At 41.0% G+C, this 25,166-nt stretch carries 22 protein-coding genes and 1 pseudogene; 6 read left to right on the top strand and 17 right to left on the bottom strand.

Going from position 1 to position 25,166, the window contains the following annotated elements; genetic code table 11:
• Positions 1 to 7: 7 nt before the first annotated feature.
• From RM544_RS03290 to RM544_RS03260, 7 genes are all read right to left on the bottom strand, one after another.
• Positions 8 to 1,357, bottom strand: a complete 1,350-nt coding sequence (locus RM544_RS03290; protein ID WP_290295055.1) for a type II toxin-antitoxin system HipA family toxin — start codon at positions 1,355 to 1,357, stop codon at positions 8 to 10.
• Complete coding sequence (locus RM544_RS03285) at positions 1,347 to 1,637, bottom strand: helix-turn-helix domain-containing protein (protein WP_290295054.1); 291 nt, start codon at positions 1,635 to 1,637, stop codon at positions 1,347 to 1,349. The genes RM544_RS03290 and RM544_RS03285 overlap by 11 nt, the downstream gene beginning before the upstream one ends.
• Before the next feature lie 852 nt (positions 1,638 to 2,489).
• Complete coding sequence (locus tag RM544_RS03280; protein ID WP_290295053.1) at positions 2,490 to 3,707, bottom strand: bifunctional alpha/beta hydrolase/OsmC family protein; 1,218 nt, start codon at positions 3,705 to 3,707, stop codon at positions 2,490 to 2,492.
• A 161-nt stretch (positions 3,708 to 3,868) separates the two neighbouring features.
• Positions 3,869 to 5,326 (bottom strand): dihydrolipoyl dehydrogenase, encoded by a 1,458-nt coding sequence (locus RM544_RS03275; RefSeq protein WP_290295051.1) that lies wholly within the window; start codon positions 5,324 to 5,326, stop codon positions 3,869 to 3,871.
• A gap of 39 nt (positions 5,327 to 5,365) precedes the next feature.
• Positions 5,366 to 5,491: a glutaredoxin domain-containing protein gene (locus RM544_RS03270; RefSeq protein WP_290295050.1), complete on the bottom strand. Its 126-nt coding sequence runs from the start codon at positions 5,489 to 5,491 to the stop codon at positions 5,366 to 5,368.
• Positions 5,492 to 5,625: 134 nt separating this feature from the next.
• Positions 5,626 to 6,531, bottom strand: coding sequence for a YeeE/YedE thiosulfate transporter family protein (locus RM544_RS03265; protein ID WP_290295048.1), 906 nt, complete (start codon positions 6,529 to 6,531; stop codon positions 5,626 to 5,628).
• Between the two features lie 12 nt (positions 6,532 to 6,543).
• The gene (locus RM544_RS03260) at positions 6,544 to 7,110 is read right to left on the bottom strand and encodes an acyloxyacyl hydrolase (RefSeq protein ID WP_290295047.1); all 567 of its coding nucleotides are present in this window, start codon (positions 7,108 to 7,110) and stop codon (positions 6,544 to 6,546) included.
• Positions 7,111 to 7,245: 135 nt separating this feature from the next.
• Here RM544_RS03260 and RM544_RS03255 point away from each other — a divergent pair, with 135 nt between their 5' ends.
• Positions 7,246 to 8,097: an AraC family transcriptional regulator gene (locus tag RM544_RS03255; RefSeq protein WP_290295046.1), complete on the top strand. Its 852-nt coding sequence runs from the start codon at positions 7,246 to 7,248 to the stop codon at positions 8,095 to 8,097.
• A 114-nt stretch (positions 8,098 to 8,211) separates the two neighbouring features.
• Here the strand turns inward: RM544_RS03255 and RM544_RS03250 are convergent, their stop codons facing one another.
• From RM544_RS03250 to RM544_RS17690, 4 genes and pseudogenes are all read right to left on the bottom strand, one after another.
• Positions 8,212 to 8,733 (bottom strand): YkgB family protein, encoded by a 522-nt coding sequence (locus tag RM544_RS03250; protein ID WP_290295045.1) that lies wholly within the window; start codon positions 8,731 to 8,733, stop codon positions 8,212 to 8,214.
• Positions 8,734 to 8,779: 46 nt separating this feature from the next.
• Positions 8,780 to 9,055, bottom strand: a complete 276-nt coding sequence (gene grxC, locus RM544_RS03245; RefSeq protein WP_290295044.1) for a glutaredoxin 3 — start codon at positions 9,053 to 9,055, stop codon at positions 8,780 to 8,782.
• 183 nt (positions 9,056 to 9,238) lie between these two features.
• On the bottom strand, positions 9,239 to 9,820 hold the full coding sequence (locus RM544_RS03240) for a DNA-binding protein (RefSeq protein WP_290295042.1): 582 nt from the start codon (positions 9,818 to 9,820) through the stop codon (positions 9,239 to 9,241).
• Positions 9,813 to 10,478, bottom strand: a pseudogene (locus RM544_RS17690) (DUF4747 family protein). Before RM544_RS17690 ends, RM544_RS03240 begins: the two are co-directional and overlap by 8 nt.
• A 644-nt stretch (positions 10,479 to 11,122) precedes the next feature.
• Between RM544_RS17690 and RM544_RS03230 the strand changes: the two are divergent.
• Positions 11,123 to 14,107, top strand: a complete 2,985-nt coding sequence (locus tag RM544_RS03230) for a Tn3-like element ISKox2 family transposase (RefSeq protein WP_311360330.1) — start codon at positions 11,123 to 11,125, stop codon at positions 14,105 to 14,107.
• 225 nt (positions 14,108 to 14,332) lie between these two features.
• Here RM544_RS03230 and RM544_RS03225 read toward each other — a convergent pair whose 3' ends face one another.
• From RM544_RS03225 to RM544_RS03210, 4 genes are all read right to left on the bottom strand, one after another.
• Entirely contained in the window at positions 14,333 to 14,620 is a 288-nt protein-coding gene (locus RM544_RS03225; RefSeq protein WP_311360329.1) for a hypothetical protein, read from the bottom strand.
• Between the two features lie 449 nt (positions 14,621 to 15,069).
• Positions 15,070 to 15,873: a bestrophin-like domain gene (locus RM544_RS03220; protein ID WP_311360328.1), complete on the bottom strand. Its 804-nt coding sequence runs from the start codon at positions 15,871 to 15,873 to the stop codon at positions 15,070 to 15,072.
• A gap of 198 nt (positions 15,874 to 16,071) precedes the next feature.
• On the bottom strand, positions 16,072 to 17,967 hold the full coding sequence (gene gss / locus RM544_RS03215; RefSeq protein WP_311360327.1) for a bifunctional glutathionylspermidine amidase/synthase: 1,896 nt from the start codon (positions 17,965 to 17,967) through the stop codon (positions 16,072 to 16,074).
• Between the two features lie 50 nt (positions 17,968 to 18,017).
• Positions 18,018 to 18,401 (bottom strand): TFIIB-type zinc ribbon-containing protein, encoded by a 384-nt coding sequence (locus tag RM544_RS03210; protein ID WP_311360326.1) that lies wholly within the window; start codon positions 18,399 to 18,401, stop codon positions 18,018 to 18,020.
• Positions 18,402 to 18,905: 504 nt separating this feature from the next.
• Here RM544_RS03210 and RM544_RS03205 point away from each other — a divergent pair.
• A complete protein-coding gene (locus RM544_RS03205) occupies positions 18,906 to 19,079 on the top strand; it encodes a hypothetical protein (RefSeq protein ID WP_311360325.1) in 174 nt (57 codons plus the stop codon).
• 21 nt (positions 19,080 to 19,100) lie between these two features.
• Positions 19,101 to 21,590 carry an MGH1-like glycoside hydrolase domain-containing protein gene (locus RM544_RS03200; protein WP_311360324.1) on the top strand — a complete coding sequence of 830 codons (2,490 nt, stop codon included), beginning with the start codon at positions 19,101 to 19,103 and terminating at the stop codon, positions 21,588 to 21,590.
• Between the two features lie 63 nt (positions 21,591 to 21,653).
• Here RM544_RS03200 and ppk2 read toward each other — a convergent pair whose 3' ends face one another.
• On the bottom strand, positions 21,654 to 22,397 hold the full coding sequence (gene ppk2, locus RM544_RS03195; protein ID WP_311360323.1) for a polyphosphate kinase 2: 744 nt from the start codon (positions 22,395 to 22,397) through the stop codon (positions 21,654 to 21,656).
• Between the two features lie 258 nt (positions 22,398 to 22,655).
• On the opposite strand from ppk2, the gene RM544_RS03190 reads away from it, so the two are divergent.
• Positions 22,656 to 23,435 (top strand): DUF432 domain-containing protein, encoded by a 780-nt coding sequence (locus RM544_RS03190; RefSeq protein WP_311360322.1) that lies wholly within the window; start codon positions 22,656 to 22,658, stop codon positions 23,433 to 23,435.
• 25 nt (positions 23,436 to 23,460) lie between these two features.
• Positions 23,461 to 24,303 carry a mechanosensitive ion channel family protein gene (locus tag RM544_RS03185; RefSeq protein ID WP_311360321.1) on the top strand — a complete coding sequence of 281 codons (843 nt, stop codon included), beginning with the start codon at positions 23,461 to 23,463 and terminating at the stop codon, positions 24,301 to 24,303.
• Positions 24,304 to 24,474: 171 nt separating this feature from the next.
• Here RM544_RS03185 and RM544_RS03180 read toward each other — a convergent pair whose 3' ends face one another.
• Positions 24,475 to 25,005, bottom strand: coding sequence for a hypothetical protein (locus tag RM544_RS03180; RefSeq protein WP_311360320.1), 531 nt, complete (start codon positions 25,003 to 25,005; stop codon positions 24,475 to 24,477).
• Positions 25,006 to 25,166: the final 161 nt, after the last annotated feature.

Below are 25,166 nucleotides of genomic sequence, written 5' to 3'. Positions count from 1 at the left end.
CTTATTGTTATAGAAAAAGCGCCGCATTTTCATGTTTGCGCTGCTCCAATGTCTTAGCAATCGCAAACACTTTTGTTTTACTGATCCCTTGTTGCTTGGCAAGATAAGTAAATTGGCTGATGGCTTCTGCGACTTCTTCAATGACTTGCCTTGCATCATTCCAATTCGCAAAGCCAGCACTGGTAGCAAGTTTTTGCATCACTTTAAGCGATGGCGCTTTGCCATAACCTCCGAACGCAGTGGCGTGTTCGTTAAATGGATGTGGGCTGTAGGTAACATCGTAAAAAGGGGCAGGAGCCCATTGACCGTCATCCGCTTGCAAAAACGCCCAGTTTTTACTGTGGTCGTCTTGGTTAGACGAAAGCAGGTTAAAAATGGCGCGGCGAAATTGCAGTTGCCCAACGGCGGGTGATTTACACAACTGACGGCTGGCTTTTATCAGGTCAATATAATCTAAACTTGGCGTTCTAAAGTCTGCATCCAATAGCCCGCAAGCGCTGTGCATATGCAATCGACCTGCACTGCACTTGCTGCCTAAGTCGGCCTGTTCAGTGACATAATCAAAACGCTCAAGCGCTAACCACGCAGGCGCACCGCTTTTAGGCGGTGCTTCAATGAGTTGCCAGACTGGTGGTTGGCACTTAGCTTGCTCAGCCATTTGCAAATAAGCCGCCTCACACAAACCTTCTTCATGCCCGAGCGCTAGATTCTTTGAGGTAAATTTAATCAGCCAAGCCTTATCTCCATGCTGAGCAAAGGTTCGGCATTGCTGAGTTTCCCCTGTAGGCATATAAATCTGTGCCTTGGGCCTTGCCCCACCCGAACTACCACCCGCGACTAATGCGGCCAACACCTGTTGCGTGTGCTCATCTAACTCATCGTGATTATCATCCATATAATCTGACATTGAAGCATCGAACAGCGTTTGTGCTTCTAAGCCTAACGTCGCTAAATCAATATCCGCAGGCGCCGTGGCTGAAAACTCAGACACCGGAGAAAAAGACAGCGCACCCATACCTTTATCACCAACAAAGGCTAACCTATCCATCGCTGTTAATTGATTAGGTAGGATGCCCTTTTGCCGGAAAATACGATCTTGTAACAGCATGCCCCAACCATCGGGCAAACAATCGGCGAATACGCCATGTACACCTTGATGCGGCGCTTTAGGTGCGGCTTGAACTTGCACGTTCGACTGCAAAGTAAATGGTGATAAATTGCCAAACTGTTGCAAATAGCCGTCTGCATATTGGAAAAAAACGCCTTGCCGATTCTGAGCCAAGATCCCTACAGCAACCTGTTCACCTGAGCTTAACTTACGAGTTACCATGAGTTTTTGAATCGGTTTAAAACTCATCTTTTAGTACCTCATCAATGCTAGTGGGTATAGCAGTGTGTTCTTTACTCGGCTGTGTCAGTTGATAAAGCCTATCCAAAGAGTCGAGGGTCTGCCATAGCAACAGCAATTGGCGAAATGAAATTTGCCCGGTCAGCTCAAATTTCTTAATGGTGGCCGCAGGTACACAGCTTCGCTCAGCAAGTACCGCGCGTGACAGCTTTGCCTGCTTTCGTAACTCACGCAAATAAGCCGCATAGGCTTGGCTTACATCGGTATCATCAAGTAAGGTAAAATTCATCCGCAAAGACCAAATGGATACAGTTATATCCATTATAGCGAAATAAAACAGAAAGTGGATATTATTGTGTCTATTTCTGCTTGAGGTGTTGAAAAATCATTCGATAAAGCTTTTCAAAACTGCTATTTTTTAGACCCTAACAGCAGCATAAGAACGGCACTGTTTTTCCATTGCTAAGCCCTAATATTTAATAAAAGCCAGAGACAAGTGGTGGGCAGTTTGGTGGGCAAACAGGCATTTTTGATCGGTTTATTTTCGATAACTCGTTGAGTTTGTTAGGGTCTAGGCCGCTACTCAATAAGCAAGGCTAGATTATCTCATTTTCTATACAGATGTAGTTATTTATGTATAGGAAATGCGATTCTTGCTACTTTTAAGCCATCCATCGCATCTTTATGTTTGGTTTTAATTTGGTGAGTAGCTTTATTACCTTCTATCATATGCCTCAATAAGCGATTCACAATGGGTGTTTCGAAGCGCTATTTTTGATAATACCTCTTGCAGCGCGCAGAAACACTGAATACGATGCTCAGAAACATCATCATTACTAGCTTGAGCCATGACTTTGCTCAAATCCCCTAGCGCGTCAATATCCTTTAGACATATACCCCGATATATCGGTTGAAGCTACCTTTCTAGATCGAAAGGTTGCTATGATTGAAGAAGGCTTTTACGTGGCTAATAGGATAGGTCATTTAGCCGATTCAATTATAAGAGCATTAAAACTGCGCGAAGTGCAATGGACTGCGTGTGCTAACCCCCAATACTGACAAAAGTTCGGCTACCCTGCGCATCCAAGTGAACTGCGTGAACATCAAGCTAATGGCTATACCAACGAGAAATGACACTAAGCTAACTTACCAACTTGCTCACCACTGCGACATTATTATGCAAGGTTTTATGTACCGGGCATTTATCTGCAATTTCTAAAAAGCGTTTTTGCTGTTGCTCATCTAAATTACCGGTGTAAGTAATGTTACGAACTATAGCTTCAAGCCCATTTAGTTGTTCACAGTTGTTACAATCATCTTGATAGTTTCGCGTATGCGAAAGCTCTACCTTAATATGGGTAATTGGTAGCTTCTTGCGCTGAGCATACATTCTTAAAGTCATTGACGTACATGCACCTAAGCCAGCAAGCAAATGCTCGTATGGATCGGGACCACTATTACTACCTCCAACTTTTACAGGCTCATCTGCTAACCAGTAATGACTAGCAGTACTGACATGTTGGGCAAACTTATGATCTTTCTCTTCAACCAGCACATTGCCTTGACTTACTTCATGCTTGTTTATGTTGGCTAAGTCGGTATTACGGTCAATTGACACATATCGAGTCGCCCATGCAGCAATTACTTCAGCCACATATTCAGAATCATTTTTGTTTTTAAGTAAATGATCGGCGTTGTCTAGGCTTACAAAACTTTTTGGGTGTAAAGCCGCTTGATAAATCTTCTCTGCCTCTTTGATGTTAACAACATCGTCTACTGGTGAATGCATCACTAGCAGGGCTTTGTTAAGCTTGCGAATGTGACCGGTGTCATGCGTATTGATGTCTTCTAAGAATTGCTTTTGAATAGTAAAAACACGCCCTCCAAGATTTACTTCAGCCCTACCGCTTGTTTGAATATCGTCTATTTGCGCGGCAAAGTTATGCGCAACATGCGCAGCATTAAGCGGCGATCCAATAGTCACAACGGCCGCAGATTCTGCCACCTTACTGGCTACACCAAGAACGGCTGCACCGCCTAAACTATGTCCAACAAGTAGCTTAGGTGCATCAAAGTTATCTCGCAAAAAATCAGCAGCAGCGACTAAATCTTGTATATTTGATGAAAAGTTTGTATTTGCGAAATCTCCATCGCTATTGCCCAGACCAGTAAAATCAAAGCGCAATACCGCAATACCTTTTGCAGTTAATGCTCTACTTATACGTGACGCAGCAGCAACATCTTTTCCACAGGTAAAACAATGTGCAAATAAGGCATAAAAGCGAACGTTTGTTTCGGGTGTTTCTAGTAAGCCGCTCAGCGTATTACCATTGCTTGTAAACTCTACTTTTTGACGCATAAATGCTTCCTAGTTTTGTAGTGAGTAAAGGGGTTTTATTTCCATGAGTATAGTCACATTTTAGACAACTCCGGATTGTTTGAGGCGCCCCGCCATGTTTAAGCCGCTCCGCCATGTTTAAGCCGCTCCGCTTGGGCACCTACAAATTAAACACTTAGATTTTAGGAGCCTGGTCCGCAATCAATGCAATTAAGCGGTGGATGTGAGCCCATTCCTAAATTAAACAATAGATCACGTAAAGCTGTTCGCAAGCCTTCTTCAATAACTGGATGATAAAATGGCAATTGCAGCACTTCGCTTACGGTCATGCGCATTTGTACTACCCAAGCGAGTAAATGTGCTAAATGCTCATTATGAGGTCCAATCATTTCAGCGCCCAATAGTACACCGGTTTCTTTATCGCCATACACTCGCAATAAACCTTTGTTAACCAACATAACTCTTGATCGGCCTTGTCCTTCAAAGCTCACGCTGCCGACAGCAAAATCACAGCCATGCTTAGCGTTAAGTGAACTAAAAGAAGCCCCTACAGTTGCAATTTGCGGGTCAGAAAAAACCACACCCAATACTGTTTTTCGGCTGCGCTTGAACACGTTGGGAAAACGAGCAGCGTTCTCACCGGCTAAGCGACCTTCATCAGCAGCTTCATGCAATAAGGGCACATCGCCATTTACATCGCCAGCAATAAAAATATGACTGTTGCCGCATTGCATCGACATAGGATCGTACAAAGGAACACCACGCTCATCGAGGGCAAGTGTGGTATTTTCTATGTCTATTCTGTCGATGTTTGCTTTTCTACCGGTCGCGGCTAACAAATAATCAAAAGTCTCTGTTATTTCATCGTCATCAGGTGATGGTTTAAAGGTAATTTGCACGCCTTGGTCAGTTCGCACTATGCTTTTCACCTGACCATTGCTATGGAACGGGAATTCGTCTTTAAAAATATTCAGCGCGCTTGCGATTACGTCCGGATCGCTTAGCGGACCAACCGCATCGCCTACTCCAAACAAATGTGTTTTAACGCCCAATCGATGCAGAGCCTGCCCTAGTTCCAAACCAATAACACCTGCACCAAATACCGCAATCGACTTGGGTAAATCATCCCAAGAAAATACGTCATCGTTGGTAATTAGCCTATCGCCGGCTTGCTCAAAAAAGCTTGGGATATTAGGGCGTGAGCCCGTTGCTATAATTATTTTATCTGCGCTAATTGTTTCACCATTGCTAAGCTTTAATTGGTGATCATCTATGAAACTGGCATAAGCCTTAACTAGATGTTTTTGATCAAAACTTTCAACGTCTTCATTAACAAAGCCAACAAAGCGATCGCGCTCAAATTTCACCCTATTCATCACGGCTTTACCATCAACTTTTGGCACTTCACCTTGCAAGCCAAAGTCTGTAAACTTTTCGGTATTGTGTCTCAATTCAGCAGGCGCAATAAGCAGTTTTGATGGCATACAGCCAACGCGTGCGCATGTAGTGCCATATTCACCACCTTCAATAAGAGCAATGCTGTCAGTATACTTGCGCGCTTCTCTATATGCGCCCATGCCAGAGGTTCCTGTACCAATAATCGCAATATCTACATGCTTGTTTTTTAATGCTGGTTTCATATTAATTCCTTATTTCATCTTGTTTATGCTGACAAAAGCTCATCTAACGAACCACTTTGCTTCGTGAAAATCTGCGCCGTCACCTATATGGTGATTGTTTAGTGTTTCTTTTGCTTCCTTAGAAAATGGGCAGTGGCCTTTAGTGTAAATTTCAATGTTAGGCATGTCTTGGGCACCGTTGTTCTAACGTTTACTGTCTATATCGCTATTCTGTGCTAATAAGTTATTTAAACAATGTTTGAACGTATTCATTTTCAACACTATTCGTCTATATTTTCAATACTTGAAACAGTCTAAAGTTAAGAAGTAAATTTGATTTTTATGCGAATACCGCACCATATTCCAAACAACATGCTCGCTACAGTAATAAAACTTGATAACGATAAAGTAGGCATAGCAAGCAGCAGTTGAGCGTCATTGCCACCGGCAGCAAGCGATGCTCCAATTCCCATTAAGGTGCCCGCAGTTAAGTGCACAACTATTTGTTTAAATGAAGGTAACAATAGCCCAAATCGTTTGGCTCTAAATACCGAAACAAACATACCCATCAATAATCCGGCGAACAAAAGGTATTGGTTTAAAGATGGCCATTGCTGAGGCAGGTTGCTGGTTAATGCAACAGCTATATGGTTTAACAATCCACTTGGCGGCCATTTAGGTTCAATTAAAAAAAGAAAACCAGCGACTAAACCAATGGTCATCAACTGCAACCATAATCGTATGCGTTGCTTGTTACCTATTAATACCCAAACCAATATGGCGAAAGAAAAAATCATCAATAAAATATAACTAGAGAGGCTGGTTGCTACACTTTGCTTTGTATCAATTTGCCCTCCCCATTTAGTCTGTATATACCAACCAAGCAACCATCCACTGATGGTAGCTAGCATGGTAAGATCTCCGCGAGTCAATTTACCCAAGGTAGACACCCCACAACCTTTATTAAATGCAGTTCCAAGTCCAAACAATAGTCCACCGAGTACTAACCATGGGCTTACATTTAGTGTAATAAAAGCAGTTGGTAAATGTGCAAAATAAGCATAAAAAGCAGCCACCCAAGCAAACACACCACTTAACAAAATTGCGATTAAAAACTCTCGTTTTCCACGCATCCACAAATTAACACCACGGTACATGCACAAACCTGCTGTTTGCGCTAAATAGCCAATTAACAACACACCAATAAACGTGATGAAAAGTAACATGGTGGTGCTTTCCTAAAACGTAAAAGCGTATGAGAAATTCAAAAAGTCGACTCCCGGATTTTTCGTGTTCAAGCCGCCATTGCTATAGTGCATATAACGCACAGATACATTTTGTTCTAGGTTTTCACCAAAATCCATACTCAAGCCAAGACGGTCTTCAAACTGATAATGTGAACCAATGTCTTTACCAGCAAAGCGAGTATCATTAACAAGAGACACACCAATACCAAACTCCCATTTAAGTGGATATTTATCATTTATATAATAAAATGTTTTACCAACAACAGGCGATAACGCAATAACCACGTTGGTTTCATGTTCATTGTTTTCACCGTATTCCCAAAAATTTACGCTGACTTCCCAATAGATATCTAGCGAATCAAAGTAAGGTACATCCCTTAGTTCGTAAGAATGGGGACGATAAGCAAGTCTAAGGCCCGTTATATCGTCTGAGCCAATTAATACATCTACCGCTACGGCACTTGAGTAGGCGGTATCTTTAGCTAGTGTAGGTAAGCTTAAACTAGAAAATATGACGAATAATAGTGTTAATAGTATAAGGGGACGTTTGCTTTTCATTTCGAGTTCCTAAATCATTGTCTGTATTCAATATTAGTATTATCGTCGATAATAAAGTTACAACAATGTCTATATGTCTTTACTTTATGCATCAATCGTCTATATTAAAAACACATTTACTTTTAAGGATGCTTGATGGAAATTTTAAGCGACATTTTGAATGCTTTACGTGTGAGCGGCAGCGTCTATTTTTGCAGCCATGTTGAACCGCCTTGGACAAAAGAGTTCCTTAACAAAACTACCGCAGGATTTCATTTAGTCAGACGCGGCGCTTGTTGGGTGAAAATTGGTGATCAAATAGACCAACTCTATGCAGGAGACTTGATATTTTTAGGTCCTGGTGTTGATCATATACTCACGAGCATCCCGCCCCCAGGCAAGATGCAAATTAGCGGCGATTCAACACTTCTGTTGTGCGGCAATTGCTCGTTCGAAAGCGATAAGCTCTCGCCTCTGAACGAGATATTCCATCAAGTCACTATTGTTCGTGAAGATGAATTAAATAAGCATCCGTGGCTTAAAAGTACTTTCGACCAACTAAGTTCTGAATATATGGCACAAAACCCGGGCAACGAAATTATCGTGAACAAACTCACAGAAGTGGTGCTGGTCGAGCTAATAAGGATTAACTTTGGACGACAAGAAGAACATAGTTTTTTACGAGCACTTAAAGACAAACGTATTAAAAAAGCCTTAGATCTTATTCACAGTTCACCAGAAAACCCTTGGACAATAGAAGCGCTAGCAACAAGCATTGGGATGTCGCGAGCCGCCTTTGCCAAAAAATTTACTGATCTTGTAGGACAAACCGTATTTGCTTATTTGTCGAATTTACGCATCCAAAAGGCAAAAGAAATGATCACAACTACCTCAGCATTTATCGATGATATTGCGCTTGCAGTGGGCTATGAATCTGAGCGGGCATTCACTAAAACGTTTAACAAGTATGTAGGCATGACGCCAAAACAGTTTAGGAAGAGTAAGTAGCTTACTTTACTAAAGCTACAAAAATGCTTAGAAATATTTGGTGTCGTCAAGAGTAGGCCGAGCAAAACAAAAAAGGGCGCTTAGTTTTGTAAGCGCCCTACGAATCTCTAGAGATTACTTTTTCATTGCTAAGGCTTTACCTAATAGCACAACCGAAGCGGCAAGCAATACTAGGTCTTTTACCAAGAATTGACCCGGTACAACATTTAGCGCAGGGAAACCGCCAAGTGATGCTTCCCAAACAGGCGCTGTGAGCAGTAGGCTAGAAGTGACCGCAAAGGTTGCAATCGCACCAAGACTACCCACAATACCAACAACTCGATTTAGAGGCGTTGCTAAAATAGCAATCGCAGTCGCAATTTCTAATCCACCAATTAAGTTAGATGCACCTTGTACACTAAACACGCTATACAGCCACGACGTTAAAGGACTCGACGCGACTAAACCTTGAATTGCGCCTGCTTCGTATCCTGTAAACTTCATAGCACCAATCCAAACAAGAATAAGTGCAATAGAAAAGCGTAAAGCCGTATCGCCATAAGTACTTATGCTTTTTGCTAATTGTGCTTGGCTATCAATTGAGTTGTTGCCAGTTACGGGTGTTGCTTGTTGAGTTTGAGTAGCGGTAATAGTCATAAATTTCTCCAATTAATTAATGTTTAAATCTTGTTTTATATAAAGCTTATAAAGCATGTTCTGAGGTTTTTCTGTTTCTAAATTGCGCTAACAAATCGTTGCTAAGCGCTTGATGAAAATCATCGCTCCCACCAATATGATGGCCTTCAATAAAGACTTGAGGTACCGTTTTACGATTGCTTCGCTCAATCATTTCGGCGCGCAATGTGTCATTGTCTGTAATGTCATATTCTGTGAACTCTAAACCTAAATTACTCAAGGTTGCTTTCGTTCTTTTACAAAATGGGCAATAGCCTTTGCTGTATATTTCGATGTTAGTCATAGTGACCCTCCGTTGTTTGTCTTATATATTAAGTTGCTTCGATGGGATAAGTATGATGCAAATATAAAAACCAACAACGCTCAATAATCTTTATTTATAACACTAATCGTCTAAATCAATAATACAAAGCGCTTAATTGTGTGATTGAAATACCGGGATGGTCGTTATTCGAGGGCTGAAAGGTTATTTCTGACAATAAGACAAGGTCAGGGTTGAGTCCGTACATTCAAATAGGGTCGCTCGCACACCACTCCCCACGCTGATGTCTACCTCCTGTTTGTGCAAACTGACCAACTTTTCAGCTTTTGCATTTAAAGCCGTATTGTTCGACTCCTGCGTTTGATGCAATACATTTACCTGATTAATAAGTGCCCGCTTATCGTTTTGCAGTTTCTCTGCTTCTTGCATACTAGCTACAAGCTGCTGGGCCAATTTTGTCAATTCGGCGCTAACTTCTTGCGAAAGTGACTTATAATTTTCAACCTTCTCTTGTTCTAACCTTAACGCTGCTTTATTAATTTTTTCAGCCTCAGTTACTAGACTATCTAAAAAGGCTGGAGACAACTGGAAGCTTTGGCGTAACTTTTCGCGCTCGGCTAAGCGCATTTCTTGCCAAGCCTTTACGAATGGGTGAGTAGTACTGACAGAGCTATAGTCCTCAATTCTGTCTAGTACTTTTCTCACTGTACAGTTCTCACCTTGCTCCTCTAAGTGCTCACAAACCTCGAATACTTGCTCTTTTAAATCTTTGACTTCTTTAGCCATAAAATACTTCCTTTTCTATACATATAAACACGCGCTGAAGCGAACAAAGTCTGCCTTTGTTCCTCGGACCAAATGAATTGCCGTTGTAATAACCTTCGTAAAAAAACAAATACTGTTTAGGAAAAAATATATAAGAGAATCTTGCAGAATTTGACTTTAAATTTTTGGGACTGCTAGCCTCGACAATTTCATCTTCACTGGCAAAGTCATTTGTTGATATGTTGAACCGTTGTGCATTTTGGCCAATGTTGGTATATCGGAATATGTCTCATGTTATTGATCCGATCTCATTTTTGTTTTAATTTTTATTTTTGTGCAACTCAGACAATTTAGCTAACAAGCCATATTGATCACCGGCTATCTTGGTAGTACGTTTCAGCTTGTATACATCATTGAAAAGCTCTACGTATCTTTCTGGCGTATGATTTTTTATCGTAACGTTAATTGTTCCAACGATTAACTTTTTCTCTCGAGCCATTAATTCTCCTTTTTTGTTTAGTCGAGCTTTTGCGGTATGGTGTTGCTTTTGTATGTTGTTATCGAGTTTTAAGTGGTAATCAAGCGCTCTGAGCAGATCTATCTGCTTTAAATTTTTACCAGACTCGACACCAATGCGAGTAGCAATATTTTGATCAATGACTTCACCAAGTTGACGCATGTTGACTATGGTAGTATTTGGAAACACACTGAAGTTCTGTTCTGCACTTTCTGCAAGTTAAACAACCACTCTTGATGTTTTTTGAGGAAATCGAAATTACTGACCCAACCCATAGTCCTGCCTCATTCTTTTTATAATAAAAACAAATACATAGCAATAATTTACATAAAAACTGAATTGTTTAAAAAAGCGACCGGTTGATCACGCTTTACTATTAATAGCAAAATATCTTTTGATACATTGCTATACCAAAAATATACAGCTGAATGTAAAGGGTAAGAGTTACCAAAAGTGCATTTTCAAGATAGCGAACAAGTCACTTAAATATCAGGTTTAATACGCATTAATTAATTACTCTCTTGTTTGCAAATTGCAGAAATTCAACAATACATACATTGCAATCTATCATTCCCAAAAGGTTGAATAATCTTGAGTAAAAAAGAGCCACCACTATTCACCGTTTTGTCGTATCTACCTTGGTGGATCAGTTTTGTTAGCGGGTTAGTGGGGTTCTAGGGATTTTCCCCTCTAAAGTAACATAAATCGCCATACTCACCATATTTAAAGGCATACAAAGGTGGGTTACTTCTCCAAAGTATGGCAAATTATGAGGTTAACAACCCCTTAAACTTAATTTAATTCCTATGGCTATAAAAAACGAACTATCAATTCTTACCAAAGCTGAGCAGCTTGATCTATATTCTCCGCCGCTATTATCACTTGAACAACAACGATTGTATTTTACGCCAAACGAGATCGAGTTAACAGAGTTGAAAAGTATTCGCCTAAGGAACCACCGATGCTATTTCATTGCGTTATTAGGGTATTTTAAGTCTAAGCCTGTGATTCTTTCACCTAGCTTTAACCTCATCTTTGACGATATGCAGTTTATTTCAACGCAAGTTCAAGGAGGCAAAGGGATCAGGCCTTTCAGCATTAATAAGATGCAGCGTGACCGTATATATCAAAGAATACTGAGGTTATTAAACTATCAGAAATGGGACGAAAGTCTGCACTTTGCGCCGCTGTACGAACATCTTGTTATGGTCGGCAAAGCTTGGCTTGAGCCTCGTTATCTATTCGATGCAGCCGCTGAATATCTAGCAACGCATAGAATTGCCATCCCTAAATATACTGTCTTACAAAAGCTTATCAGTCGTGTTATCCAACAGGTAAAGAAGGCGTTAAATAATAAGCTTCGTATTCATGTTTCATCTGAACTACACGGATTTCTAAATACTATCATCGATGACAAAGATGGGCTCTCCTTAAGCCAGCTTCGAGCAGGTGCAAAAAGCGTTATGGTGACAGAGCTAAGAAAAGAACTGACGATGTATCATCAGTTACAGCCTTATACAAGACAGATTGATGATGCTGTTAAGGAGTTAGCCTTATCGTCTAAAAACCAACAACACTTCGGTGAAATGGTGGATTATTATGGCAGTAAACTAAAACGCTTTAAGCGTCCACAGCAACACCTATGGTTGCTGTGTTTTCTGACTCAACGCATACGGCAAAGCCTAGAGCGATTGACTGATGGTTTTATTCATCATATCCGGAAACAACAAGAAGCTGCGCATGCGTTTGCCCAACAGGCAGTGTTTGACTCATGGAGGTCAGCTGCAGACAATGTCACCAAAGCCGCAGAATTACTGCATCTGTTTGTTGATGACAGTATCGACGATAATCAACCATTTGCAACGGTTAGGCAACAAGCATTAAGTGTAATGAATAACCAAGATATAGAAACGCTATGCCTGTACTTAAAAAAGCAAAAACGCACGGTAGAAGAATATCAATGGCAATATTATGATGATCAAAACGGGTTAATTGAGCAGTTATTAAGGCCCGTGTTTCTATGTCTTGAATGCCAAGCAGGTAAAGGCTCAGAAGCATTAGTGACCCAGCTCAAAACCACAAAAACAGAACTATTAGCAGGTAATACATTGCAAACAATGGATAGTACACTTATCCAACAAAAACATCGTCCATGGTTAATTAACAAGGATGTTGTTCATCCACAGCGATACGAATGGTTGCTTTACCGTCAACTGGCTTCTCGGCTTAATGGTCGAATTTACTTATCAAACGTCACTAAATATCGTGCGCTAGAAGACGACTTAATTGCATCGTCAATACAGCCTGATCTATTGGCATCATCAACATTGGAAAAGCTAAAGCAGCCGATTCAGAAGCTACTGCAAGTAAAACAAATACGCTTAACAACATCCCTAGAAGATGTTGCTCGTCACATTGATAATGGTGATAACCGCAATGTGATCATGAAGAGCCGAAGTGGCACACGATGGCGACTGCCAGTTAAAGGCTCCCAATCACTTGTCAACAACCCTTTCTTTAAACAAATGATCCCCGTCAGTATTGCTGATGTGTTGCGTTATGTTGAACAAGAAACCAACTTTATGCAATGCTTCGCACACGTGCTGCCAATACAAAAACAAGTAGGCGCCAATCAGGATGATTTATTGGCTATTCTAATTGCGAATGCGACACATCGCGGCGTATATGGGATGGCACAAATATCTGATCGCAGTTATGAGCATCTAAGCACTATACAAGCTAATTATATTAGGCCTGAAACCTTGCAAGAGGCTAGTGATATCATCAATAACGCAGTAGCGGCACTCCCTATTTTCCGCCACTATCACATCCAAGAAGACGTCCTGCACGCCAGTACCGATGGGCAAAAATTTGAAACTCACCTTGAGACTTTTAAAACTCGCTACTCCTCGAAATACTTCGGCACCAACAAAGGTATTACGGCCATGACGTTAGTTGCCAATCATAGTGCGTTAAATGCCCGTATCATAGGATCTAATGAGCATGAGTCCCATTATATTTACGACTTACTACAATCTAATACTAGTGATCTTAAGCCAGATGTCCTCTCAACCGACACCCATGGTGTTAATCATGTTAATTATGCCTTATTGGATTTATGCGGTTATAGTTTTGCGCCTAGGTATGCTCAGTTCACCAGTGTGATCAATGACCTATTTAACGTAACTGAAAGCGACGACGGAAACACGCATCTGGCGCTGAAAAAGCCGATAAAAATGAATGTGATTGAAGAAGGCTGGCAGGATATTCAGCGTATTGTGTTATCCCTTCAAGAAAAACGCACAACACAGGCATTGCTAGTACGCAAATTATCTGGTTATCCATCTAGACACCCTATATTACAAGCATTAACGGAATATAATAGGCTCATCAAAGCCCAATATTTACTTGATTATATTGATGATGCAAGTCTGCGCCAATATGTTCAACGAGCACTGAACCGAGGCGAAGCCTGGCATTTCCTCAGGCGAGCTATTGCATCGGTCAATCGTGACCAGTTCCGTGGAAAAAACGAATCAGAAATAGTCGTCTGGAACGAGTGTGCCCGTTTGACGGCAAATGCTATTATCTACTTTAACTCGATGATCCTAAGTCATCTATTACTGCACTTTGAAGAAGTTGGTGACGAGGAAAAAGCAGCAATAACTCGACAAGTATCACCCGTTGCATGGCAGAACATTAATCTGAGCGGCACTTATCAGTTCGCTAGTAACCGCAAACTACCTGATTTACAGGAAATAACTAGGCCTATTGTTGAAAATGAAGTCTAAAATGAAAGGTAACCCAGCTCCACAAGCCATTAACTGCGAGGGTTGTGGCGATTTATGTTACTTTAGAGGGGAAAATCCCTAGAACCCCATATTGAGATGCTTACTCAGTTATTTACAATTGGCGCGAGCGAGTCTCAATCTGTCAGCACGAGTTTTGATGTAGTATTCGGTGTTGATGGTGGTTATCAGCTGTTATCTGGATGCAACGATCTTGGCTAGATCGTCTCAATACAATAAATTGCTTCGCTTACAAGATACAATTTTGATGTCGTCTCCTTGCGATTCAGCCACAACGTAAAGACGCAGGGCTATACCCTCTTCCGTATCAAATCCGGTAAAAATAATAAGTAACATCTGCTTGTCGCGCGTGTTTTCAAGCACTTGCGCTTCTTCAAAACACCAGCCTTTTTTATCTTGTAATTTGTCATTTTGCTTGATGTATTCTTTTACTTTAGACAGGTGTTCAGGCCATGTTGACCAAACATCATCAATATCATCATACTTTTTCAACATTAATCTTTTCTCAACTTGCTAATAAGGAGGTTATAGTACCGTTTGCTATGTTACCAAACTGTTATTATACATGATAAACCCATTGTTAATGTACCGCGCTGATCTTTCCCATTCTTTAGTAGCGCATCAAAAAAGTGGTGATAGAGCGTTCTTGCGAAATAGCGTATTTGATGCGCAATATTGAATTAGCAACTGATTTTCCAAAAGAGATGATGCGAGAAACACATTGGTTGTTAATTAATATAACTGAAATTAAAAAGCAGCCTAGAATTAGGATCGCATTAGTAGGCCCTCATTACACGAAAGATTACCGAATTCTCATCAGAAGAAATTGGACAATTTGGCTAAACTCGAACAACGTTGACAGTTTGATTGATTAGGTTAATCGACAAGCTATACCTTTTTCAGGCTATGAAGAAATTTTGCTTTTCACCAAAACAATTTTCAAGTCATATTGAAAGTTTGTATTCTTGTAATTGAAGACTAGTATCTATTAATGACTCTTGATTTACCTTTATTACTCCTCTTTTGGGACGATCTAGATCGATAATAATAAATACCACAAACACGATTAAAGTAAACATTACAACTGTCGGAAAAGCGGGTCGCTTGTTTCCTAGCCCACTTGTATACCCAAGCATCCCTCCGGCAGTTAAGAATACAATAAATAAAAGGAATAAAACAGGCTCGGGAACATGCAAGCGTAGCATAGACGTTCGTTTGTTTTCGACTAAAATAAGTTGCGTTAAGGCTTGATAAAAGCTGTTAGCTGCACTCGTTTTAGTAGGGTTATCGAGTTCTTTTTCGGCAAAAGCGAGTAACCTTAATTGAGATGCAGATACGTCTTTATTAATAGCTTGCCTTGTTTTGGTATCAGATTGGTCTACTTGACTCAGCTTTATACGAAGCGCCAAGTATTGGTCAAGCTCCTCAAAAATTTCAGCTTTATTAGGGCTGCCCAAAAGAGAAACATGCATTGCAACCCGATTAATCGCCCCTGATTCTTCAATAACCGCATTGCTGCGTGCATCATAGCGTTGCAATGACATATTGAATGTAAACCCTAACAATAATGCTAATAGGCCTATGATACCTGTCTGAATAGCCGTGGACTGAGTTTTCATCTCAGGGTTATCAACGCTGTGGTTACGTTTGCCAAGCGCAAACGCAATTTGATTCACTAAAAGTAAAGCCATGAACAACAACAGGGCAATAATAAAACTATTTTTGTCGTACATTAATTCTTGTCCCAATTACAGACTCCACGTTACAAACAAAGATCACTTTAAACACTGCTCAAAATTAGATTGTTCTATCCATATTGTCAATCCAAAGGCCGTTGATAACGTCAGAAGTGATCAAGAACATTATATAGATTTGATTTTAAATATGGGGGCTTAGGCCATTTCTTCATACACCCTAAGTGCAAGTAAGCATCCTTTGCTAACGACTTAACGTAAAGATTGAAAGCTGATATCATCTACGGTTCTTAACGCCATACAATCACTCTCTTTGCCAATTATCATCGACTCGCTTACTCTCACGCCGCTGCCCGCATAATGTCCCGCAGCGGTGAAAGTGCTGACTTGCACATAGTATTTTCCAATTTTTGGGAGCGCAAATAATTGCTGAAACACTTGCTCTTGTTCCGAAAACTGACCGGCTTTATCAGCGATTAATTCGCTATTTTCATCGATTAAGCGTATGTTTTCGCCGCACCGCCCCACAATTGGTTTTACAACATAACCACTTTCTTTAAGCTCATTAGTGAGCTCAAAACTGGTATTTAGCAACAATGGATGATTCGGAAAAAGTGACCATAGGACAGGTAAAATAGCCTTATTACTGGGTATTAACGTCCACATAGGCTCGTAGATCATAATGTTGTCGTTAATCAGCACATCCGATAATTGCACAGGCTTGTCCATATTATGCGTAAGGGGAAGTTGTTGGCTATTAGCAGCCTCATCGGCGCGTAATTGATCAATCGCAGTTTCCCACGCCCACGTTTTCCAGACCCATTTAATGATGTTTCCATGTTGGTCAACAATATTATTGTTTGGGCCCCAGCGCAGTCCATTTAATCCAATAATACGCTCACACTCAAAGCCAGCGGCCTCAATGGCCGATTGCATGAATAAGGCATGATAGTCTTCTTCTTTGTCATTATCCTGAAGTACATGCACTAGCCCTGTGGCATCACTTTTCTTCCATGCTCTAACTAATCGTTTAAACAGTTTTTCACCATTATCCATGCCTTGTTTTACGCCCAAATGTTTAGCCCATTTACCCTGCACTTTACCCGCCTCCATATAACAAGAAGCCGAATCGCAGTTGTATTCGTAAACCTTTAGACCTCTCTCAGACATTGCAAAATCGAAACGGCTTGTGATCAATTGATTTAGGCGATTATCCCATGACTGTCTTAACTTGGGTAATATTGACGCTGGCAATGAGAATTTACTCAGTAAATCGGGATGTTGTAAAACGTAATCAGTGGCATGCATAAATAACCCATGCAACTCATCAGTTGCTGAGTCCAAAGCTTTTTCTGCGGTTTCTGATATGGCAAAATACTGATAGAAGTCATCAACAGATGACGATAGTAAATGTCCATCCATCATGTCGACATAAGCTGACTCATCTTCGTTAGCGATATTCAACCAAGCGCCATTCAATTTGCTGGCAGGTGCATTAACAGTTTGTATCTTAATATTCGATAGGCCTCTGGGTAACTCTTCAAACTCTACTGCATGCGTGCGGTCTTCAGTTTGTGATACCCAGCCCAAAATAACGGAATCATCAAAGCTACATTGCAGCCAAAAATCACCTTTTTTGCCAATTTTTGCCTTTATTTCTCTTGAGTAGTTGCGGCCATCAGGCCATGCTTCAAAACTCATGTTTTGTTCGACAATATGAATTTTGTCATCAAAAACCTCGCTAACAATGGCGACATGGCCTGTTTCTTCAAACTCTCCGCCCTCCTCCCAAATAAGTAAATCACCTACGCGTGGTGGTTGTTGAGAGCCATTGGCAAACGAGCAGAGCGGCAGTTCTGTGTTGTTCTTTATGTCGCGAATTGAAGAAAGCCTGAAAATTTCATAAGCCATAGAGACATCGTTAAATATCAATCCCTTGTTTACATATAACCAACGCCTAGCATACTCAACACATTGCCATTTATATCCCATATACACCCCTTCGTAATAGCTACGAAAAGCGCTACGATCAGGATATGTATCCTCATTTACGGTTTTATAATCTGACGAGTATGAGATAACGCCGCCGCTTGCGACACCAAGCGGCGCACCAAAGGGCAATGATTGTTGATTACCTGACTTGGACATTTGTATGAGGCCTTTCAAAAATAAGGGTAATGAAGCTTATGTCTACAGTGCTAGTTAATATTGGCGCGTAAAGTCGCCAGCATTTGTGTAAATCGCTCAATAACGGTGAATTCCTTTAAGTCTCTAAACTCACCCGCGTCAAAAAACGTACCGTGACAACGCGAACAATACTCGTAATGAATGTGAAACTGGTTTTTGTCTATCATTTGCATCATGGCAATTTCACACTTTGGGCATTTTATATTTCGATTAGCGTCATGCTTTTTTCCTACATTTTCATCACCAATGTCGATAAACTCAGACCCTTCGATGGCTTGTAAGTCTTCTTTTTCAAGCAAATCAAACCATAAGCCATTGCAACCTTCACAACGCTCAAACTCAACATTGCTGTGAGTATGTGTAAGTAATTGACTGTCACATTTTGGGCAATTCATTTTTATATCCTTCTCGTGCTTAGTTAATGTTATCTGTACTCAATGTGAGTGTATTTAAGTCGTGTCCGAATCGCGTGGCTTGCAAATTAGTATATCGGGGAGCTTTTTTATAAATGAAAAGCGCAAACCCTATTTATATGAAGCCTATTGCCGCACATTTGCAAGTTACTCATTAATGCTTTAAGGGTATTGACAACGGCGATTATTGATAAGTCACAAATGATTTTGCTTTAATTTATGGTTCTCGTGTCTTTTTTTGGACTTATTTTGATTTGGGCATGTTTTGGCCAATACACCTAAAGACGAGGATGTAGTATATTCACACAAGAGGATTGGTTTTTATTGATTGGCAGTATTGTCGCGGATACTTCTTACTATTGTGACAATGGGCAAGTTGACGCAACTATTACCCAAATGCTCCTTAGAAATAGCTCCTCAGTAAATGCTCTTTAGGTATTTTTTATAAAGTGCCTTTGTTTATCACTCATTTTGGGATAACCCCACATGCCACAAGCTGAAAGACTCCGACTGTTACAAGACAAAAATAAAGAAGCGAGCTGGAAAAGGTGGGGAAGCTATTTACCTGAGCGTCAATGGGGTACCGTCAGAGAAGACTATTCCGATGTACAAGACAGTTGGGATTATTTTACGCACGATCAATCTCGTAGCCGAGTGTAACGATGGGGCGAAGATGGGCTAATGGGCTGGACTGACCGGCAATGCCGCCTCTGTTTTGCGCCTGCCCTTTGGAACGGACAAGATGCAATTTTAAAAGAGCGTCTATTTGGTTTGACGGGAAAAGAAGGCAGTAACGGTGAAGATGTTAAAGAATCCTATTATTATCTTGACGCCACGCCTACTCATTCTTATACAAAGGCTCTGTATAAGTATCCTCAAAACCGCTACCCCTACAACGAGCTATTAACGCAAAACCAAGGAAGAGATAAAACACTCGGCGAAGTGGAGCTTGCTGATTTGGGCTTGTTCGACAATGATGCATATTTTGATGTTCTACAAGAGGTGGCTAAGCGCAGCCCAAATGACTTGCTATGGCGCATCAACGTAACTAATCATGGTCAACAAACCTCACCTTTACACGTGCTTGCCTCAGTATGGTTTAGAAACATGTGGCGCTGGCAACATCCTGAAAGTAAAGTCACTAGCAAACCCAGCATAACCTTTGATGCAGATAAACAGTGCTTACGAATCACTCATGATGAGCTCGGTGACCTGTTATTCTATTGTGAGTCTAGCGCTACCTCACCACAATGGCTATTTACCGAGAACGAAACCAACAAAGAAAAAGTGTTCAATCTCAAAAATGACACGCCTTACACCAAAGACGCTTTCCATCGTTATATAATAAATAATCAAAAAGAGGCGGTTAACCCCAATCAGTCAGGAACCAAAAGTGCCGCGCACTATCAGTTCAATATTGAACCGGGTCAAACGATAGAGGTGAAATGTAGACTTCATCTTGTAAATGAAGATAACTCGGTAGCAGGACTTGATGAATTTGACAAACTCTTCAGCCAGCGAAGACAAGAATGTGAGGAATTTTATCAGGATGTGCTGCCTAAAGGATTAACGCAAGAAGATACCTTAATAAGCCGCCAAGGCTACGCTGGATTGTTGTGGACCAAACAGTTTTATGAATTTATCGTAAAAGACTGGATCCATGGCGATTCTGAAACGCCTAACCCATCACTCGCTCGTCAGAATGGACGTAATCATGACTGGCCACACTTTCATGCTCGAGATGTACTCTCTATGCCCGACAAATGGGAATACCCATGGTTTGCGGCTTGGGATACTGCATTTCATATGCTGCCCTTTGTAAAAATTGACCCCGATTTTGCAAAAAGCCAGCTTTTGCTACTTTTACGTGAATGGTACATGCACCCCAACGGCCAAATGCCAGCTTACGAATGGAACTTCTCAGACGTTAATCCACCAGTGCATGCATGGGCTGTTTGGCGAGTATATAAAATGGCTGATCCTAAAGGAAATCGTGATCTGGATTTTTTGGAAAGAGCATTTCAAAAATTATTGATCAACTTTACGTGGTGGATAAACCGCAAAGACGTAGATGGTAAACATGTTTTTGGTGGTGGCTTTTTAGGTCTTGACAATATTGGTGTATTTGATCGCTCACGACCCCTACCGGGCGGTGGCTATTTAAATCAGGCCGATGGCACAGCATGGATGGCCTCATATTGCCTGCTCATGCTCTCAATGGCGATAGAACTGGCCAAGCATCGATCCGCTTATGAAGATATTGCCTCAAAATTTTTTGAGCATTTTGTGAATATTACCGACGCTATAAATTCTCTAGGCGGCAGTGGCTTATGGGATAGCGAAGATGGTTTTTATTATGACCAACTGAATTTTAAAAATGAAGCCCCTATTCCGCTTAAAGTGCGTTCTTTAGTGGGCTTATTGCCCATGATTGCAGTGACCGTTCTGGAGCAAAGTGAGATTGATTTATTACCCGGTTTTAAAAAACGCATGAATTGGTTTTTGGAAAACCGCCCCGAATTAACTAAATATGTTACTGAATATAAAGCGGGGACAGGCAAAAACTCAGGCCTTCGTTTGTTATCGGTGCCATCTAAAGAACGTTTAACAAGTTGTTTGCAATATTTGGTAAGTGAAGAAGAATTTTTAAGCAATTTTGGCGTGAGGTCACTGAGTAAAGTTCACGAAAAACAACCTTTTCAATTTTGGCACGATGGTGAACATAACGAAGTTAACTACGTGCCGGGGGAAAGTGATAGCTGGATGTTTGGAGGAAACTCTAATTGGCGCGGTCCAATATGGTTTCCCGTTAACTACCTAATTGTTGAGGCGCTGGAGCGATACCATCACTTTTATGGAAACGATTTACAAATTGAGGCTCCCAAGGGTTCGGGAAATTTAATCGCCTTAGACCAAATAGCAGACTTAATAAGTGGTCGTTTAATATCCCTTTTCCAAAAAGATGAAAAGGGATATCGCCCCTGTTTTGGCCAAGGTCACGGTTATCGATATGCAGATAGAGAATCGTGGCAGGGGCTACTGCATTTTCATGAGTATTTTCATGCCGAAACGGGTGAAGGGCTTGGAGCATCTCATCAAACAGGATGGACGTCGCTGGTGGTGCGTTTGATACGTGAACGAGCAGAAAAGTTAACTAACCATAAACAATAACGGGGCCTTATCTTGGGCGGACTAGCCAAGCATTCAGCTAGGCATAGCCGCCCGTTCTTAGTATTAGTTTCCGCTGGAAACCTGTACCACCTCAGGATCGTGGATCAGACGCTCACCTGTATCCCCTTTTTTCTCATAGTCCATTTGGCTAAGCACATACCGCATAGCTTCCATTCGCCCGCGGTCCCGATCATTTCCTTGTACCACTACCCATGGGCATTGTGGCGTTGCGGTGGCTGCAAACATTGCGTTTTTATACTGAGTAAACTCATCCCATTTAGCTTGCGCTTGGGCATCTACCGTGCTCAGTTTCCATTGTTTAAGCGGATTAGTAACACGCTCTTCGAGGCGCTTTTTCTGCTCCTGCAAATTAATAGAGAACCAAAACTTTATAATGTTGACACCATCTTCAAGCAACATATTTTCGAATGTAACCACTTGTCGTAAAAACATCTCATATTGCTGAGCACTACAAAACCCCATCACAGGCTCTACTACCGCACGGTTATACCAGCTACGGTCAAAAAAGGCGATGCGCCCAGGGTCGGGCAAATGATTGATGTAGCGCTGAAAATACCATTGTCCCAGCTCTAGTTCAGACGGTTTTGATAAGGCAATGACTCGATAATGTCGAGGATTAATAAATCGGACAAAACGCATGATAGCACCGCCTTTACCTGCGGTATCCCGCCCTTCAAACAGTATCGCTAGGCGCTCTCGCTGAGAGTGCAGATGTTGTTGCATCCATACCATTTCGGTTTGTAAATTAACATATTCGGGATCGTTTTCTAAAGAATGAAACGCCATAAAACCTCCTAAGTACTATGTTTGTCTGCACATTCAAACGTTATTTTTATCAACTCAGGTGTGTAGACAACGGCAATACTTGATAAGTCACAAACAATTCGACTTATTGGTTTTTCACTCTGTTTGAAAGCTGATTGCGTTGTAATACTAGAGAACCGACAACTTGCTTACTAGCGATTTATACAGCACTAGTTCAATACTCACTTTCAATGGTATATTACCTACAAGGAATCTAATTTTTTTGGCAGTAAACGCAACATGAATACATGGTGGGGAAAGGCAGAATTTGCAGTTGACGAATGCCAGCGTTGGTCAATTGGTGATAGGTTTATAGCTGTTCAGAGGAAACAAAAAGAGTGGAAGTTCTGGAATATAGAGACCAAAGAAGAAACATCGGATGTGTTGGTACGTGAATCCCTCACTATATCACAACTCTCCTCTATACAACCTAGCCAGCGATTATTAATGCGTGATACACCATCACATCTTGAGGTGTTCCCAAGATTGGCTGATAGATCGATGGTTATCCGTCCTGGGACCGCTATAACCGTACTTCCAGACGAAGAAATAAATTTATATGTCAGTACCCAGTTATGGGTAAGCTTTTCAATAAAAGACGCTCAAGCGCCGCTATATGAAATACCTTTATGGGCACCATCAGATTCCTGGTTTGGTGTGTCGAACATGGTCGGAGAATTGTGCTATGCCAAATACTCTGAGGCAAATATTGAATTGACCGACTTGAAAAAAAGACAACATCGAGTATTTACGAGTATTCAAATTATCAATGAGCACAACGAGCCTTTAGTTATTCAACGCATCAAAATACCTATGCCTTTACTTAATTTATACGTCGATAATGATGGTCAGTTTTGGACAGACAGTATTTGCTTGACTCACAATGAAGATGACAACAAACCATCATTTAAGATATTAAAAATGGATGTGGATGACCATAAGTATACCATATTGAGTCGGGCGCGTGAGACAGGTGGAAACAACGTTTTTATAAGTTCACTGAAAAGTCTTATTGCATGAAAAATAACACAACACGAGATTTGAAATGAATAACGATGACGCTATCTTTGGTCTTTTCAGCCAAGTCCAATTGTTCTCAATCGGCAAGGCGATACTTATACTCATTATTGGGTTTTTACTTGCTCGCTTAGCTAGAAACGCAATTGGAAGATTACATGTATTAGACTTGACACCGCACGGACTGATTTTAGTTAAACGCTTAGTTTTTTATGGCGTGCTTATATTGACCGGCGTGTCAGTTATGCGAGAGTTGGGATTTGACTTAAGTGTTGTGCTTGGTGCCGCAGGCATACTCACCGTAGCAATTGGTTTTGCTTCACAAACCTCAGCATCAAACCTGATCAGCGGTTTATTTTTAATGATGGAGCGACCGTTTTCGGTGGGCGACAATATCAAAGTGGGTGATACCATCGGAGAAGTTATTTCTATTGATTTGTTATCCGTCAAAGTGAGAACCTTCGACAATCTGTTTGTGAGACTCCCAAACGAATCTATGATTAAAACCGAAGTCACTACTTTGACTAAGTTTCCTATACGGCGTGCTGATATTAAAGTAGGCGTTGCCTATAAGGAAGATATCGAAAAAGTCAAAAACATACTCACTAACTTAGCTGATGCCAACCCCTTGTGTCTAGAAGAGCCGGCCCCACTTTTTATTATACTTGGCTTTGGGAACTCGTCGATTGACATCCAGTTTTCAGTCTGGGCTAAGCGAGAAAGCTTTTTGACGCTCAAAAATTCCTTTTATCAAGAAATAAAGCAAGCATTTGACCAAGAAGGTGTTGAAATACCATTTCCACACGTTAGTTTATATTCTGGAGAAGCGACCAAACCCATACCCATATCAATTGTTGATAATAAGCCATGACATGACCGACGCTGGTTGCCACTTTAGGCGGTGCTAAAAACTCCTACATGAATATTTACATGCATAGAGACTTTAGAGTGGAAAGGGCGCTCTACAATCTTTAGGGTGTGCAAGGGCTATTGTTAGTTGGGCGGTTGCAGACTAACTGTGTCCACAACCGTTTTTCGTTAGCTATCGAGTCATACTCTCAGGGGCATCTAAAAGAGGCAAATTAAGTTTCATTCGCTGACTATTACGAATAAAATTCGCGCCAATTTCAGCGATTTCACGGCCTTCTTTTATTTTTTGCTGCGCTTTCGTTTGGTTTGCTTTAGATTTTGCTACCAGTGCATTGCCTTTTTTCACACTTTCTATCGCATCTTCCCAGCGTTCACCAATCGCTTGTAAACGTTCAGCTTCGTACTCGATTTCTTTCGGACTCGAAGAGCCACCAATACGTGTTACCTCTAATTGGTAATCCTGCCTTGCCTTAATGATCGCGTCGCTACCAGATTGGATCATCGCTTCACCTTCTCGTAGTTGCTTGCGCGATGCCTCTAATGCTTTTTCACCGTCAATGATTAATTTTTCACCTTTTTCAGCGTATTTTTTACCTTGTTCCCACATACCTTCTGGATCGTTGGCAAATTCCTCCATTTTAGGTGAGCTTGCGCAGCCTGAAAGGATTGTCAAAGTCGTCAATAATATTAATAGTGTTTTCATGTTCATTCTCCGTTTGTGCGTCACGAGTAAAAGCTCGAAACTTTATTAGGTTGTAGGCGGGTAGACGACGACTTTATCAAACAAGTCACATTTTTTTTTGTTTTTTTCGAGAAACCATTTCTTTTTTGCCCTTAATTATTTTTTTGCCACATTTTAAAAAT

The organism is Brumicola blandensis (assembly GCF_031846165.1).
GTDB classification, from domain to species: Bacteria; Pseudomonadota; Gammaproteobacteria; order Enterobacterales; family Alteromonadaceae; genus Glaciecola; species Glaciecola blandensis.
Note: the sequence above shows the minus strand (reverse complement) of the source record. Positions and strands in the feature narration are given on the sequence as shown.